The 15,055-nt window shown below is 67.7% G+C and carries 15 protein-coding genes; 9 read left to right on the forward strand and 6 right to left on the reverse strand.

Features of this window, described 5'->3' with window-relative positions; translation table 11 throughout:
* The first annotated feature begins 94 nt into the window (after nt 1–94).
* Nucleotides 95–2,080 (forward strand): hybrid sensor histidine kinase/response regulator, encoded by a 1,986-nt coding sequence (locus tag AC5P9P_RS10175; protein ID WP_495232736.1) that lies wholly within the window; start codon nt 95–97, stop codon nt 2,078–2,080.
* A 43-nt stretch (nt 2,081–2,123) separates the two neighbouring features.
* Complete coding sequence (locus AC5P9P_RS10180; protein ID WP_024957100.1) at nt 2,124–2,414, forward strand: DUF3247 family protein; 291 nt, start codon at nt 2,124–2,126, stop codon at nt 2,412–2,414.
* Nucleotides 2,415–2,496: 82 nt separating this feature from the next.
* On the opposite strand, the gene AC5P9P_RS10185 is transcribed toward AC5P9P_RS10180, so the two are convergent.
* Complete coding sequence (locus AC5P9P_RS10185) at nt 2,497–2,760, reverse strand: hypothetical protein (protein ID WP_005407925.1); 264 nt, start codon at nt 2,758–2,760, stop codon at nt 2,497–2,499.
* A 156-nt stretch (nt 2,761–2,916) separates the two neighbouring features.
* On the opposite strand from AC5P9P_RS10185, the gene AC5P9P_RS10190 reads away from it, so the two are divergent.
* The 3 genes from AC5P9P_RS10190 to AC5P9P_RS10200 are packed head-to-tail and all read left to right on the forward strand — an operon-like array spanning nt 2,917 to nt 5,359.
* A complete protein-coding gene (locus AC5P9P_RS10190) occupies nt 2,917–3,981 on the forward strand; it encodes a class I SAM-dependent methyltransferase (RefSeq protein ID WP_111109134.1) in 1,065 nt (354 codons plus the stop codon).
* Nucleotides 3,978–4,679: a pseudouridine synthase gene (locus AC5P9P_RS10195; protein WP_049402679.1), complete on the forward strand. Its 702-nt coding sequence runs from the start codon at nt 3,978–3,980 to the stop codon at nt 4,677–4,679. Before AC5P9P_RS10190 ends, AC5P9P_RS10195 begins: the two co-directional genes overlap by 4 nt.
* Nucleotides 4,676–5,359 carry an HAD family hydrolase gene (locus tag AC5P9P_RS10200; protein ID WP_495232737.1) on the forward strand — a complete coding sequence of 228 codons (684 nt, stop codon included), beginning with the start codon at nt 4,676–4,678 and terminating at the stop codon, nt 5,357–5,359. Before AC5P9P_RS10195 ends, AC5P9P_RS10200 begins: the two co-directional genes overlap by 4 nt.
* A gap of 94 nt (nt 5,360–5,453) precedes the next feature.
* Here the strand turns inward: AC5P9P_RS10200 and fabB are convergent, their stop codons facing one another.
* Together fabB and fabA are read right to left on the reverse strand one after the other, a co-directional pair.
* Nucleotides 5,454–6,662 (reverse strand): beta-ketoacyl-ACP synthase I, encoded by a 1,209-nt coding sequence (gene fabB, locus AC5P9P_RS10205; RefSeq protein ID WP_495232738.1) that lies wholly within the window; start codon nt 6,660–6,662, stop codon nt 5,454–5,456.
* Nucleotides 6,662–7,177 (reverse strand): 3-hydroxyacyl-[acyl-carrier-protein] dehydratase FabA, encoded by a 516-nt coding sequence (fabA, locus tag AC5P9P_RS10210; protein ID WP_005407930.1) that lies wholly within the window; start codon nt 7,175–7,177, stop codon nt 6,662–6,664. The genes fabB and fabA overlap by 1 nt, the downstream gene beginning before the upstream one ends.
* Before the next feature lie 190 nt (nt 7,178–7,367).
* Between fabA and dinB the strand changes: the two genes are divergently transcribed.
* Nucleotides 7,368–8,456, forward strand: a complete 1,089-nt coding sequence (gene dinB / locus AC5P9P_RS10215; protein WP_111172507.1) for a DNA polymerase IV — start codon at nt 7,368–7,370, stop codon at nt 8,454–8,456.
* Between the two features lie 319 nt (nt 8,457–8,775).
* On the opposite strand, the gene AC5P9P_RS10220 is transcribed toward dinB, so the two are convergent.
* Both AC5P9P_RS10220 and AC5P9P_RS10225 read right to left on the reverse strand, forming a co-directional pair.
* Nucleotides 8,776–9,687, reverse strand: a complete 912-nt coding sequence (locus AC5P9P_RS10220; RefSeq protein WP_495232739.1) for an MBL fold metallo-hydrolase — start codon at nt 9,685–9,687, stop codon at nt 8,776–8,778.
* Nucleotides 9,688–9,825: 138 nt separating this feature from the next.
* Nucleotides 9,826–10,464 carry an NAD(P)-dependent oxidoreductase gene (locus tag AC5P9P_RS10225; RefSeq protein WP_495232740.1) on the reverse strand — a complete coding sequence of 213 codons (639 nt, stop codon included), beginning with the start codon at nt 10,462–10,464 and terminating at the stop codon, nt 9,826–9,828.
* Between the two features lie 108 nt (nt 10,465–10,572).
* Between AC5P9P_RS10225 and AC5P9P_RS10230 the strand changes: the two genes are divergently transcribed.
* From AC5P9P_RS10230 to gph, 3 genes are all read left to right on the forward strand, one after another.
* Complete coding sequence (locus tag AC5P9P_RS10230; RefSeq protein WP_005407934.1) at nt 10,573–11,502, forward strand: LysR family transcriptional regulator; 930 nt, start codon at nt 10,573–10,575, stop codon at nt 11,500–11,502.
* On the forward strand, nt 11,499–12,290 hold the full coding sequence (locus AC5P9P_RS10235) for a class I SAM-dependent methyltransferase (RefSeq protein WP_049402685.1): 792 nt from the start codon (nt 11,499–11,501) through the stop codon (nt 12,288–12,290). The genes AC5P9P_RS10230 and AC5P9P_RS10235 overlap by 4 nt, the downstream gene beginning before the upstream one ends.
* 65 nt (nt 12,291–12,355) lie before the next feature.
* The gene (gene gph, locus AC5P9P_RS10240; RefSeq protein WP_049402686.1) at nt 12,356–13,018 is read left to right on the forward strand and encodes a phosphoglycolate phosphatase; all 663 of its coding nucleotides are present in this window, start codon (nt 12,356–12,358) and stop codon (nt 13,016–13,018) included.
* Nucleotides 13,019–13,126: 108 nt separating this feature from the next.
* Here the strand turns inward: gph and btuB are convergent, their stop codons facing one another.
* The gene (gene btuB, locus AC5P9P_RS10245; RefSeq protein WP_049432946.1) at nt 13,127–14,968 is read right to left on the reverse strand and encodes a TonB-dependent vitamin B12 receptor; all 1,842 of its coding nucleotides are present in this window, start codon (nt 14,966–14,968) and stop codon (nt 13,127–13,129) included.
* Between the last annotated feature and the right edge of the window lie 87 nt (nt 14,969–15,055).

Below are 15,055 nucleotides of genomic sequence, written 5' to 3' on the forward strand. Positions count from 1 at the left end.
GCTGTGAATACGCTCTCTGGAACATGCTGTGTCTCCAATCCGGCCCGTCCAGACGCCCTTGTCCACACTGCCGCCCCTAGTGGAGCGCCCACCGATGATGGTGCCGGCGCCCGAATCCGACCTGCATCATGGCGTGCTTGAGCGCATCAACGCCGGTTTCTGCGTGATCCAGGTGCTGTTCGAAGGCGACCGCGCGGTGGACTATCGTTTCATCGAGGTCAACGACGCCTTCGAGCGCCATACCGGCCTGAAGGACGCACGCGGTCAGCGCATGAGTGCGTTGGAACCGAACCACGAGGAAGACTGGTTCCGCATCTACGGTGAAGTGGCCCGCAGTGGTCGCCCCGCCCAGTTCGAGATGGAAGCGCGCGCCCTGGGCCGCTCGTTCGCGGTTGATGCGGTGCGCGTTGGTCGTCCGGGCGAAGACAAGGTCGGCATCCTGTTCTTCGACATCACCGCGCGCAAGCAGATGGAAGTGGAGCTGGGCGAAAGCGAAGCCCGCTTCAGCGCACTGGCCGATGGCCTGCCGATGCCGGTATGGGTGCTCGACGAGCGCGGCCACGCCCGCTTCGTCAACAGCGCCTTCAGCGAGTTTTTCGGTGGCGACGAAACGCGCGTTCCGGAAGATGTCTGGCGCGGCCTGGTACATCCAGACGATGCGTCCGTATTCGAGTACGAGCTGCAGGAAGCACTGAAGGCGCAGCGTTCGATGCATGCGCTGGTACGTGCGCGGCGCGCCGACGGCCAGTGGCGCTGGCTGGAGATGAACGCGCGCCCGCGCTTCTCGCGCATGGGCCGCTTCATCGGCCTGGCTGGCAGCAGTCCGGACGTGACCGAGCGCCGCGAGATCGAACTGGCACGCGAGGAACTGCTGCAGTCCGAACGCGCCGCGCGCAGCGCCGCCGAGAACATGGCGCGGCTGAAGGACGAGTTCCTGGCCACGCTGTCGCACGAGCTGCGCACGCCGCTGACCACCATCCTCGGTTGGAGCGAGCTGCTGCTGCAGCGCGTGGACAACACCAGCCCGCTGTACAAGGGCCTGAACGTGATCGCCAACAGCGCCGGTGCGCAGAAGCGGCTGATCTCGGACATGCTCGACCTCAGCAGCATGCTGCTGGGCAAGGTACAGCTGGAGGTGGAAGTGCTGGACCTGCGCACGCTGCTTGGCGAAGCCATCGGCGCGCAGGAACTGGTGGCCGAAGGCAAGGCGCTGGACGTGCACCTGCAGCTGCCCGAGCAGCCCAGCCTGGTATTGGGCGATGCCACGCGCCTGCAGCAGGTGTTCTGGAACCTGCTCTCGAATGCGATCAAGTTCACCCCGGCCGAGGGCCGCATCGACGTTCAGCTGCAGGCCGACGGCATCCACTGGGTGATTACGGTGCGCGACACCGGCGATGGCATCGCACCGGAGTTCCTCAACCACCTGTTCAGCCGCTTCCGCCAGGCCGATGGCACCACCACGCGCCGCCATGGCGGCCTCGGCCTGGGCCTGGCGATCGTGCAGCAGCTGGTCGAACTGCACGGCGGCACCGTCGCCGCCGCCAGCGAAGGCCATGGCCACGGCGCCACGTTTACCGTGCGCCTGCCCCAGCACCTGCCGGATGCCGAGCGCCGGCCGCTGCGCGAAGTCATCAGCGGGCCGATCCTGGAGCCGGTGATCGTCGAACCGTATCCGCTGCGGGGCATGCATGTGCTGGCGGTGGAAGACCAGCCGGAGGTGCTGGAGTATCTGCGGCGCATGCTGGAAGAGCAGGGCGCCAGCGTGTCGGCGGCCAGCTCGGCCGGCGAGGCACTGGCACTGCTGGCCGACAACGGCCATCTGCAGTACCACGTGATGCTGACCGACATCGGCATGCCGGGCATGGATGGCTATGGGCTGGTGCGCACGCTGCGCGAGGACATGGGCGTGGACGCGGCAACCTTGCCTGCGGTGGCGGTGACTGCACTGGCGCGTGCCGATGACCGCCGCCGCGCGCTGGCGTCGGGCTTCCAGGAGCATGTCGCCAAGCCGTACTCGGTGGCGCAGCTGGTGGCTGCCGTACGCAAGGTGCAGGTGCCGCGCGCGGACGCGCTGCACTGAACATTCACGGCCGATCGGCGACCCTGCAATCAGGAGGTCGCCGATGTCCCGTATAGCTCCACGTATCCACACCGATCCGGCGCAGATCGCGCGCCTGGAAGCCCTGCTGCCGCAGCTGGATGGCGAAACGCAGGTGGAACTGATTCTGCACGATGGCCGCCGCCTGCTCGGCACGGTGGCCGTGAGGCCAACCGTGCAGCAATACCGCAACGTCGCTGGTGATGAAGGCAGCAACGGCCAGCTGCGCCTGGATGACTACGACACGCCGGTGCAGCAGCACCATGTGTGGTTGGACGAGATCGCCAGCATCCGCAGGTTGCCGCCGAGGGTTTGACGGCAACCTGCCGGGTCCATCCCCGCTTGGCGTGGATCTACCAGAGGTTGCAGTAGAGCCACGCCATGCGTGGCTGCTGCGCTCAGTGCTCGAACAGGGTCGGCGTCGCCTCGAACCGGCGTGCATACGCCCGCTCCTCCGCAACCCTCGCCACCTCGTCATCGGCCAGGTCCGGCGCGCCATACACCGCATAGGCCACGCTGCCGTCGGCACCATGACCGACCTGGTGCAGCCGGTAGCGCGAGTGGCCGCCGCCGGTGTCCTCGGGGTAATGCACGGGCGGATGGCTGCCTTCCAGGTCCATTTCACTGTTGTCGACCACGCCACCGACGAACAAGGCTCGCATGCAGGTTCTCCTGGGTTTCCGGGGGAGCCTCTACCCTGAACGTTACGATGTTGCTGGCAGATCAAGGCCCCGTTCGGGTTTCGCAAAGCGGCTGCCGGGGCCGGCCCGGTCAAGCCGGTACAATGGACGGCCCTCACGCTTGAAGTACCCGCGCCGATGGCCTCCAGCGACGACGCCCCCCTGCAGACCCTGTTCCTGCCGTACTCCCAAGGCGCCCTGCGCTGGCCGGAAGGCTCCGTGGCTTTCCTGCGGGCCCGCGACGGCTGGCCGCTGCGCGAAGTGGCCGGCAACCGCGAGGTGCATTGCGAGCAGAGCTTCGCCCCGTTCGCGCAGCCGCTGCAGCAGGCCGCCGGCTGGACCGTCAGCGGCCAGCTGGATGATGTGGCCGGCAAGGGCCGCTACCCGCTGGTGCTGGTGCTGCCGCCGCGCCAGCGTGAAGAAGCCCGCGCGCTGTTCGCCCGCGCGCTGGCGCTGGTCGCCGACGGCGGCCGCATCGTTGCCTGCCAGTCCAACAACGAAGGCGCACGCTCGGGCGAGGGTGACCTCAAGCAGCTGACCGGCCTCGGCGGCAGCCTGACCAAGAATCACTGCCGCGTGTACTGGACCGCGCCGATGCAGGGCCAGCACGACGCCGACCTGGCCAAGCGCTGGTCGGCGCTGGATGCAGTGCGCCCGATTGTCGGGGGCCGTTTCCTCAGCCGCCCAGGCGTGTTCGCCTGGGATCGCATCGACCCGGCGTCGGCGCTGTTGGCCGAACACCTGCCGGCCGACCTGGCCGGGCGTGCCGCCGACCTCGGCGCGGGCTACGGCTACCTGTCGCGCGAGCTGCTGGAACGCTGCCCGAAGATCACCGCGCTGGACCTGTACGAAGCCGAGCAGCGCGCGCTGGCACTGGCCGAACTCAATCTGGCGCCGCCGCCGCGCCCGCTGCCGCTGCGCTTCCTGTGGCAGGACGTCACCGCCGGCATCGAACCGGGCTACGACGTCATCATCAGCAACCCGCCGTTCCACACGCCGTCGCGCGCCGATCGCCCGGACATCGGCCAGCGCTTCATCGCCGTGGCCGCGCAGGCGCTGCGCCCGGGCGGACGCCTGTACGTGGTGGCCAACCGCCACCTGCCGTACGAGTACACGCTCAACGAGAGCTTTGGCGCGGTGCGCGTGATCGCCGAGCGTGATGGCTTCAAGCTGGTGGAAGCGGTGAAGGGGAAGGGCAAGTGAAGCTGGTCAAGCTCATCGCCAACCTGGGCTATGGCAGCCGCAAGCAGGTGCAGTGGATGTTCCGCGAAGGCCGCGTCACCGACGCCGATGGCGAGGTGCTGTATGCCGACGACCAGGTGCCGCACGAGGCGATCCGTGTCGACGGCGAGCCGCTGGACCCGCCGGTGGGCCTGTCGATCGCGCTGCACAAGCCGGCCGGCTACACCTGCTCGACCAAGGACACCGGCCGCCTGATCTACGATCTGCTGCCGCCGCGCTTCCGCGATCGCGATCCGGTGCTGTCCACGGTGGGCCGCCTCGACCGCGAGACCAGTGGCCTGCTGCTGCTGACCGACGATGGCGGCCTGCTGCACCGGATCATCTCGCCGAAGTCGAAGCTGCCGAAAGTCTATGAGGTCGAGTTGAGCGACGACCTGCGCGGCGACGAGGTCGCGTTGTTCGCCAGCGGTACGCTGATGCTGGAGTCCGAGAAGACGCCCCTGCTGCCGGCTGAACTGGAAGTGCTGGATGCGCGCCACGCGCGCCTGGTGCTGCACGAAGGCCGCTACCATCAGGTACGCCGCATGTTCGCCGCCACCGGCAACCACGTGCAGGCCCTGCACCGCAGCCGCGTCGGCGGGCTGGACCTGCAGGGGCTGGACGAAGGGCAATGGCGGCAGCTCACCTCCACCGACCTGGATACGCTGTTCGCTCCATGACCACCATCGCTGCGCTGCCGTTCCTCCCCGACGCCGTCATCTTCGACATGGACGGCCTGATGATCGACAGCGAGCGGGTCTCGCTGGCCTGCTGGAGCGAGGCCGCCGACGAATTCGGACTGGGCCTGGACGAGGCCGTGTTCCTGCGCATGGTCGGCCTCGGTGACCGTGACACGCACGCGCTGCTGCGTGCGCAGGGCATCGAGGACAGCGTGATCGAGGCGATGGCCGCGCGCTGCCACGACCTGTATGAAGCACGCACGCAGACCGGCCTGCCGTTGCGGCCGGGCATCCTGGAGCTGCTGCAACTGCTGAAGGCGCATGCGGTACCGCGTGCGGTGGCAACCACCACGCGGCAGCCGCGCGCCAACCGCAAGCTGGCTGCGGCCGGCCTGCTGCCATACTTCGATGCGGTGATCACCAGTGGTGACGTCGCGCGGCCGAAGCCGGCGCCGGATATCTACCTGCTGGCCGCGCAGCGGCTGGGCCAGGCGCCGGAACGCTGTCTGGCGCTGGAAGACTCACCGGCCGGTACGCGTGCGGCGCTGGCGGCCGGCATGACCGTGATCCAGGTGCCTGACCTGGTCCATCCGGATGAAGAGTTGCGTGCCCTGGGACACCGCATCGTTGGATCCCTGGTGGACGCGCACGCGCTGCTGCTGCCGTTGCTGCCGAAGTAGCGGTGGGTGCCGACCTTGGTTGGCACTGAGCCGAGCATGGCTCGGCTCTACATCTTCTGGTGGGTGCCGACCGTTGGTCGGCACACCTGTTCAATCACACCCGCCCGAACACCAGCGCAGCGTTGGTGCCACCGAAGCCGAAGCTGTTGGACATCACCGTATCCAGTTTCTCCTCGCGGCTCTCGCGCAGGATCGGGAAGCTCTCCACCTTCGGGTCCAGCTCGCCGATGTTGGCCGAACCGGCAACGAAGCCATCGCGCATCATCAGCAGGCAGTAGATTGCCTCGTGCACGCTGGCTGCACCGAGCGAGTGCCCGGACAACGCCTTGGTCGAAGACAGCGGCGGCACCGCATCGCCGAACACTTCGCGGATCGCGTTGAGCTCGGTGACATCGCCCAGCGGGGTCGAGGTGCCGTGGGTGTTCAGGTAGTCCAGCGGGCGATCGACACCCTGCAGCGCCATTTTCATGCAGCGCACCGCACCTTCACCGGAGGGCGCGACCATGTCGGCACCGTCGGAGGTCACGCCATAGCCGATCAGCTCGGCATGGATGTGCGCACCGCGTGCGACGGCGTGGTCGTAATCCTCCAGCACCAGCATGCCGCCACCACCGGCGATGACGAAGCCGTCGCGGTCCTTGTCGTACGGACGCGAGGCGCTGGCCGGGGTTTCGTTGAAGCTGGTCGACAGCGCGCCCATCGCATCGAACATCACGCTCATCGACCAGTGCAGGTCTTCACCGCCACCGGCGAACATGATGTCCTGCGCGCCATGGCGGATCATGTCCGCGGCCGCGCCGATACAGTGCGCCGAGGTCGCGCAGGCGGCCGACAGCGAATAGCTGACGCCCTTGATCTGGTAGGCCGTCGCCAGGCAGGCCGAGACCGTCGAGCACATCGTGCGCGGCACCATGTACGGGCCGACCTTGCGCACACCACGTTCGCGCAGCAGGTCGACCGCGCCGATCTGCCATTCGCTGGAGCCGCCACCGGAACCGGCGATCAGGCCGGTGCGCAGGCTGCTGACCTGCTCGGCGCTGAGCCCGGCATCGGCGATGGCATCGCGCATGGCCAGATAGGCGAAGGCCGCTGCATCGCTCATGAAGCGCTTCTGCTTGCGGTCGATCAGCGCCTCCAGATCGAGGTCGACACGACCGCCGACCTGGCTGCGCAGGCCCGCTTCGGCGTGGTCGGCCAGGGCGGTGATGCCCGAGCGCCCTTGGCGCAGCGCGGCCGAAACGGTATCCAGATCATTGCCGAGGCAGGACGTGATGCCCATGCCGGTGATGACGACGCGACGCATCAGAAGCTCCCGGTTTCGGTGAACAGGCCGACGCGCAGGTCGCGCGCGCTGTAGATTTCGCGGTCATCCACGTACATGCGGGCGTCCGACTGGGCCATCACCAGCTTGCGGTTGATGACGCGGCTGATGTCGATCTCGTAACGCACGAGCTTGGCTTCCGGCAGCACCTGGCCGGTGAACTTCACTTCGCCACAGCCCAGCGCGCGGCCCTTGCCGGGGGCGCCCAGCCAGGTCAGGAAGAAGCCGGTCAGCTGCCACATGGCGTCCAGGCCCAGGCAGCCGGGCATCACCGGGTCGCCAATGAAATGGCAGCCGAAGAACCACAGGTCCGGGCGGATATCCAGTTCGGCGCGTACCATGCCTTTGCCATGCGGTCCGCCGTCCTCGCGGATGTCGGTGATGCGGTCGAACATCAGCATCGGGTCGTTGGGCAGACGGCCGGCAGCGGTGCCGAACAGTTCACCGCGTGCGCTGGCCAGCAGCTGTTCGCGGTTGAACGCGTGGAGACGGGTCATGAAGCACAATCCTGGAAGCGAAGAACAGGGAAACAAGCGCCCGAGAATGCCCGTGGAAACTGCGCCGATCAAACATTTCAACCGTACGCAACCGTAGTGTTTTCAAGGGAATACGCGCATCCTGTTGATGTGCAACGACCATACTTCGGCGTGTGGCCCACCCGGCCCGGCCCCGCCTTTCCCAGCTGACATGACCCGACTGCGCAAGATCATCCACGTTGACATGGACGCGTTCTACGCGTCGGTGGAGCAGCGCGACGATCCGTCACTGCGTGGCAAGCCAGTGGTCGTGGCATGGCGTGGTGCCCGCTCGGTCGTATGCGCGGCGTCCTACGAGGCGCGCGTGTTCGGCGTGCGTTCGGCGATGCCCGCCGTGCGTGCCGAGCGCCTGTGCCCGGACGCGATCTTCGTGCCACCGGACTTCGCGCGTTACAAGGCGGTGTCACAGCAGGTACGCGCGATCTTCCTGCGCCATACCGACCTGGTCGAGCCGCTGTCGCTGGACGAGGCCTACCTGGACGTGACCGAGCCGAAGAGTGGCATCGAACTGGCCACCGACATCGCCCGCACCATCCGCGCGCAGATCCGCGAGGAAACGAACCTGACTGCTTCAGCCGGGATCGCGCCGAACAAGTTCCTGGCCAAGATCGCCTCGGACTGGCGCAAGCCCGACGGCCAGTTCGTGATTCCGCCGCAGCGCGTGGATGCGTTCCTGGCGCCGCTGCCGGTGAACCGCGTGCCCGGCGTCGGCAAGGTCATGGAAGGCAAGCTGGCCGCGCGCGGCATCGTCACCTGCGGCGACCTGCGGCAGTGGGCCTTGATCGATCTGGAAGAGGCATTCGGCAGCTTCGGCCGCAGCCTGTACAACCGCGCACGTGGCATCGACGAGCGGCCGGTGGAACCGGACCAGCAGGTGCAGTCGATCTCCTCGGAGGACACCTTCGCCGAAGACCTGCTGCTGGAAGACCTGACCGAGGCGATCGTGCAGCTGGCAGGGAAGACCTGGAACGCCACGCGCAAGACCGAGCGCATCGGCCACACCGTGGTGCTGAAACTGAAGACCGCGCAGTTCCGCATCCTCACCCGCAGCTTCACCCCGGAGCGCCCGCCGGAATCGATGGAAGAGCTGCGCGACATCGCGCTGGCCCTGCGCGCCCGCGTCGACCTGCCGGCGGAGACCCGTTACCGCCTGGTCGGCGTCGGCCTTGGTGGCTTTCGTGAGAAGGAACCGGTGGTGCAGGGCGAATTGTTCGAGCACACCCAGACCGATCGCTCCTGATCGTTCATCCACGCACGGCGTGGATCTACGTGCCGACCAAGGTCGACACCCACCAAGAGCAGGTCATTCCATCCCGACAGGTTGCGCAGACATGCCACCCAGGCAGATCGCAGAGAACTGTCGAAGGCGGGGTGGGTCCGGTTGCGGGGGCGTGAGCGCCATGGATGGCGCGACCGAGCCTCCATGGACGGATTCACGGCGTCCCCCGCAACCGGACACACCTCGCCATCCCACGGATAGCCAGCTGTTGCTGTTGCTTCGGCTGTTGCCGTTGCATTGAGCAGGTGCAGGGCGCAGCCCTGCAAAAGCCTCCCCTACCTCATGGCCACTGCATCTCGCCCTTGGCCACCTTCGCACTCAGCTCCAGCGACGCCACGCCCGCCAGCTTCGGATAGCGCGCCTGCATCGCCTTCACCAGCGCCGCACTGTCCCTGGCCTTTGCCGTCTCGGCATCGAACGCGCGGATGTAGTCCGCCGTGAACACCAGCGCACTGACATCCAGTGCGGCACCCGGCGCGTAATGCCCCGGCACCACCACCTTCGGCTTCAACGCCTGCAACCGCTGCAGGGTCTGCAGCCAGTCGGCGTGTGACTTCGGCGTCTGCGTGTCGGCCATCCACACGTGTTCACCGGCCACTACCGGAATGCCGCCGACGATCGCGCGCAGCGACGGCACCCACAGCACCGTGCGGTCCGGGGTCGGGCCATCCAGGCCGATCAGCGGCAGGCGCTGGCCTTCCAGCTGCAGGGCATCGCCATCCAGCACCTGCGGCACCACGATGCGCGACGGCACGTCGGCACCCATCTTCGGCCCCCAGTAGGCCAGCTTGCCGGCCTGGGTCTGCTGGATGTGGGCAACGGTCTGCGCAGTGGCGACGATGCGTGCCTGCGGGAACGCGTCCTGCAGGGTAGCCAGGCCGAAGTAGTAGTCCGGATCACCGTGGCTGATGTAGATCGTTGTCAGCTGCTTGCCGCTGGCGCGGATCAGCTCGACCAGCTTGCGCGCATCGCTGGCACCAAACTGCGCATTGATCAGGATCGCGTCGTGGCGGCCTCCGATCAGCACCGAGGACACCGAGAACATTGCCTGCGGGCCGGGGTGGAAGGTCTGCAGGTGCAGCTGGGATTTTGTCGCTGCCGCGGGCGCCGCGGTGGCCGGTGCGGCCAGCAGCGGCGCAGTGGTGAAGCTGGCGGCCAGGGCGAGGGGAAGCAGCAGGGCAGCGGTGCGCATGGGAAATTCCTTGTGTCGAATGGGGAGCCGAACGTGGGCTATGCCGGGCGTCCTTGCCCGGGCCCCTGCGGGCCGTCGCAAGTGACGTTGGCAACGGCTCCTGCCGTTGCCTTCGGCTCTACAGGGCACGCGCGTCGATCAGTACGCCGCGGTGATGATCTGCTTCGGGTACTGGTGCGCTTCCAGCTCGGCGACGAACGCGGCGCCGTAGTCGGCATAGCTGATGCGGCTGTGGCCGCTGGCGTCGGCCAGGAAGGCCTTGGGCTGCACGCGGTACTGGCCGCGCTCTTCACCCGGGCCGATTTCGGCCGCCGGCGAGAAGAAGGTCCAGTCCAGGTCGTCCACCGCCTGCAGTCGATTGAAGGCTTCACGATGGGCCAGTGCGTACGGCTTGTAGGCCTCCGGGAAGGTGGGGGTATCGACCAGCTGCACGCCGGGCGCGACTTCCAGGCTGCCGGCGCCACCGACCACCACCAGGCGCGGTACACCGGCCTTGCGCACGGCGGCGGCCAGCTGTGCAGCCACGTCGCCGACGCGGCCGATGTCATCGCCCGGGCGCGGGCCGTAGGCGCTGGCCAGCACGTCGTGGCCGGCGATGGCGGCGATCAGCGCGTCCTGGTCATCCAGCGGGGCGACCACCGGATGGGCGCCGTCCAGTTCGGCCGGAAGATCCTGCGCGCTGCGCACGATGACGGTGAGTTCGTGGCCGTTGGCCAGCGCGTGGCGGGCGATCTGGCGGCCGATGTTGCCGGTGGAACCAACGAGGGCGATCTTCATGGCAGGACTCCGTGGGGCGGTGTGGGGTGGGAATGGGGCCACTCTAGGCCGCTGCAGTCGCTCGAAAAACAGCGTATAACGCGCTTGTTTGTTGCATGGATCGAGCATATGGACCGACTGACCGCCATGACCGTATTCGTCGAGGTGGCCGAGCGCGGTAGCCTCACCGCCGCCGCCGAGGTGCTGGACATGTCGCGGGCGATGGTCAGCCGCTACCTGGCCGAGGTCGAGGCTTGGCTGGGCGCGCGCCTGCTGCACCGGACCACGCGCCGGGTCAGCCTGACCGGCCCCGGCGAGGCGGCGCTGGCGCGCTTCCGGCAGATGCTGGCCATCGGCGAGGAACTGCAGGGTGAGCTGGCCAGCGACGATCCCGAACCGCATGGCACGCTGCGGGTGACCGCCAGCGTCTCGTTCGGGCAGAGCCACCTGGCGCGTGCGGTGGCCGGTTTCGTCGCACGCCATCCGGCGGCACGCATCGAGCTGCTGCTGGTCGACCGCATGGTGAACCTGGTGGAAGAGCGGGTGGACCTTGCGGTGCGCATCGCCCGCCAGATCGATCCCAGCCTGATCGCACGACGGCTGGCCACCTGCCGCTCGGTGCTGTGCGCGACGCCGTCGTACCTGCAGGCGCGCGGTACGCCTACCGCCCCGGAACACCTGGCCGGGCACAACTGCCTGACCCATCACTACGTGGGCAAGAGCCTGTGGCAGCTGCACCGCGATGGGCGTTCGCTGTCGGTGGCGGTGGGCGGCAACATCAGCGCCAATGAAGCGTCGCTGTTGCTGGAGGCGGTACGTGCGGGCGCCGGCATCGCGATGCTGCCGACCTACCAGGTGGCGCCACTGCTGCGCAGTGGCGAGCTGATCGAGTTGTTGCCCGAGTTCAGTCTGGACGAACTCGGCATTCATGCCGTGTACGCATCACGGCGCCAGCAGCCCGCTATCATGCGGCGATTCCTGGACTTCCTGGCCGAGTGTTTCGCCAGCCCGGCCTTCCAGGATCTGGATTGGCGCCCACCGGGCAAGGAGAACACATGAACCACGGACAGGCCTTGATCGACCACAACCGTGCTGCCTGGGACCGCCAGGCCAGCGAAGTGCGCGAATGGTCGCGCCCGGTGGAAAGTTCAACCATTGCCGCCGCGCGCGAAGGACGTTGGCAGGTGCACCTGACGCCCCGTGCCCTGCCGCTGGACTGGCTGGGTGATGTGCGCGGCCGCCGGGTCCTGTGCCTGGCCTCGGGCGGTGGCCAGCAGGCACCGGTGCTGGCGGCGGCCGGGGCCGACGTCACTGTGTTCGATCTGTCCGATGGGCAGCTGGAACAGGACCGCAGCGTGGCGGCGCGCGACGGCCTGCGGCTGCGCACGGTGCAGGGCGACATGCGCGACCTGCACGTATTCGCCAACGACAGCTTCGATGTGGTGTTCCACCCGATCTCCAACCTGTATGTGCCCGACGTGCGCCCGGTGTGGACCGAATGCCGCCGCGTGCTGGCGCGCGATGGCATGCTGATGGCCAGCTTCTACAACCCGGTGCTGTTCGTCGGCGCGCGCGATCCGCAGCTTGATGCACAGGGCCTGATCCGGCCGCAGTACGCCATTCCCTATTCGGATCTGGAAGACCTGCCACCGGCCGAGCGCGAGGCGAAGCTGGCGCGGGGCGATGCGCTGACCTTCGGCCACAGCCTGACAGAACTGATCGGTGGGCAGCTGGATGCCGGCTTCGTGATCGATCGCTTCATGGAAGACTGGCAGCCGCAGCCGCGCTTCCTGATCGACCGCTATCTGCCCACCTTCCTGGCTACCCGCGCGCGCCGGATCGGCTGAGGCGGATCGGTGCAAAAACCAGCGGCGTACAATGGACGGCCCCACGTCGCACAGGTGCCGTTCCCTTGTCGTATCCCTATCCGCTGGTCGTGTTCGACCTCGATGGCACGCTGGTCGACAGCGCTGCCGATATTGCCGAAGCACTGAACCGCACGCTGGAAGACATCGGCCTGGCGCGCGTGCCGGAAGCCACGGTTCTGGGCTGGATCGGCGACGGTGTGCGTCGTCTGGTCGAACAGGCGGTGCAGGCCGCCGGCAGCGAGGTGGACCTGGCGGAGGTGATGCCGGTGTTCATGGTGCACTACCGTGAGTGCCTGCTGCGCAGCCCGCGACTGTTCGACGGCGTGGGCGAAGCGCTGGCGCAACTGCGTGCGCGCAACGTGCCGCTGGCGATCTGCACCAACAAGCCCGAAGCACTGGTGCCGCCGCTGCTGCAGCACCTGGGTATCGGTGATGCATTCGCGCTGGTACTGGGGGGGGATTCGCTGCCGCAGCGCAAGCCCAGTGGCGAGCCACTGCGGCACATCGCCGCGCACTTCGGGCTGCCGGTGGAGTCCTGCCTGATGGTGGGTGATTCGTTGACCGACTACCGCGCCGCCGAAGAGGCCGGCATGCCGATCGCGCTGGTGCGCTACGGCTATCCGCGCGGCCTGGACCTGGCCACCGCGCATGCGGTGGCGGTGATCGACGACCTGCGTGAACTGCCGGGGTTGGCCGCCGGCCGATAACCCGGCCAACGCAATGGGTAGTGCCGGCCGCTGGCCGGCAACCCGGGATGCGTTACCGAAGGTCATGATGTTGCCGGCCAGTGGCCGGCACTACCATGAACGTTGCGCTCACTTCGGCTGGTAACGCACGCTCAACTGGTACTCGCGGCCGGGCTGGTTGAACCATGCCACCGTTTCGTAGCGACGGTCGAAGACGTTGGCGGCACGTGCCAGCAGCGACCACGATGGCGTCAGTGCGTATTCGGCGCGAACATCCAGCGTACCGTAGCCGCCCACCTTCACCGCATTCGAGGCATCGTCGTAGCGCTTGCCGGCACCCTGCACAGTCAGGCCTGCGCGGAAATCGCCGAAGCGACGGTCGATGTCCAGGCGCGCGGTCTGCTGCGCGCGGCGTGGCAGCCAGTTGTCGAACTGGGTGCTGCCGCCGGTGCGGTTGCGCGGGTCGGTGTAGCTCAGCTGCGCGTTGATGTCGAAGCCGGCCAGCAGCACGCCACCGGTCAGCTCGGCACCGCGGATGCGGGCCTTCTCCACCTGCTGCATCTTGAAGGTTGCCGCATCGTAGGTGATCAGGTCATCGATGCGGGTTTCATACACGTCCAGGCCCCAGTGCCAGCCCTGGCCCTGCTGCGAAACGCCGAGGTTGGCGCTCTTGGACTTCTCCGGCTTCAACGTCGGCACGCCGCTCCACGGGTCGTACAGATCGCTGAAGGTCGGTGCCTTGAACGCCGTGCCATAGCTGGCGTTGAGGCGCAGGCCGTGGCCCAGCTCCATCGCCCAGCCAACGCTGCCGGTGGCGTGGTTGCCGAACTGCTGGTTGTCGTCGTTGCGTGCGCTGGCCTGCAGCTGGTGGCGGCCGAAGCGGCCCTGGTACTGCACGAATACGCCGGTGTTGCGGCGGCTGTCGACCAGGTAACCCGCGCTGCTGCCATCCAGGTTGTCTTCGCTCCAGTCCACGCCTGCGCTCAGCAGCTGGCCCTCGGCCACGCCGAAATCGCCCTGCAGGGAGGCGCTGTCGCGGTGGGTCTGTGCGCTGCCACGTGCACCGAAGTCGCCGAAGTTGTCCGACTCGTTGTCACTGCGCCCGACGTTTGCGGTGAATGCCAGGCGCTCGGACGGGGTGTAGCGCACCTTGCCGGCCAGCACCTGCTGGCGGGTTTCCGAATAGTTGTAGTAACCGTCGTAATGGTTCTTGCCGTCGGCGCGCAGGGCGCTGCCTTCCACGTTCCACTGGTCGTTGAAGGTGTAGCCACCGCGCAGGCTCTTGGACAGGTTGCGGTAACCGTCGCGGTCGGGCTCGTCGGCGAAGCAGCCGGTGAACAGCGTGGCCGAGCCGCGGCAGGCATCGATGCCGTCGGAATGCTGGTAGGCGATGTCGGCACCGAACCAGCCGCGTTCGGTACCGCCGCCAATGCCACCGCTGGCTTCACGCAGGCCGTTGCTGCCACCGCCAAGCTGGAAGTGCGGGGCGAAATCGCCCTGGTTGCGGCGGGTGAAGATCTGGATCACGCCACCGATGGCGTCGGCGCCGTACAAGCTCGACTGCGGGCCGCGCACGATTTCCACGCGCTCGATCTGCGCCAGCGGCAGGTCCTGGTACATGGCCAGGCCGAGGTCGGCGCTGTTGATGCGCACGCCGTCCACCAGCACTACGGTGTGGCCGGAATTGGTACCGCGCAGGAACAGCGAGCTCTGCTTGCCGAGGCCGCCGGCATTGGCCAGGTTGATGCCGGCGCGACCGCGCAGCAGTTCCTGCAGCGAAGTGGCCTGGCTGGATTCGATCTGGGCGCGGTCGATCACCTGCGCCGGCGCGATGCTGTCCTGCAGGGCGATCGGGGTGCGGGTGGCAGTGACCAGGATCTGGTCGAGCGCGGTGGTGTCATTGGCGGCCTGGGCCAGCGCGGGCAGGGCGGCCAGCACGGCCAGGGACAGCATTCGGGACTGCAGCTTCATGGGGGACTCCAAGTGCCACGCACGCCCGCGTGGCGAAGGGGAGGAGCCGCGAAGGCAGGCGTGCGCCGATGCCGCAGCGCACGCCAC

The organism is Stenotrophomonas sp. YJH_SMC_14-1 (assembly GCF_059372275.1).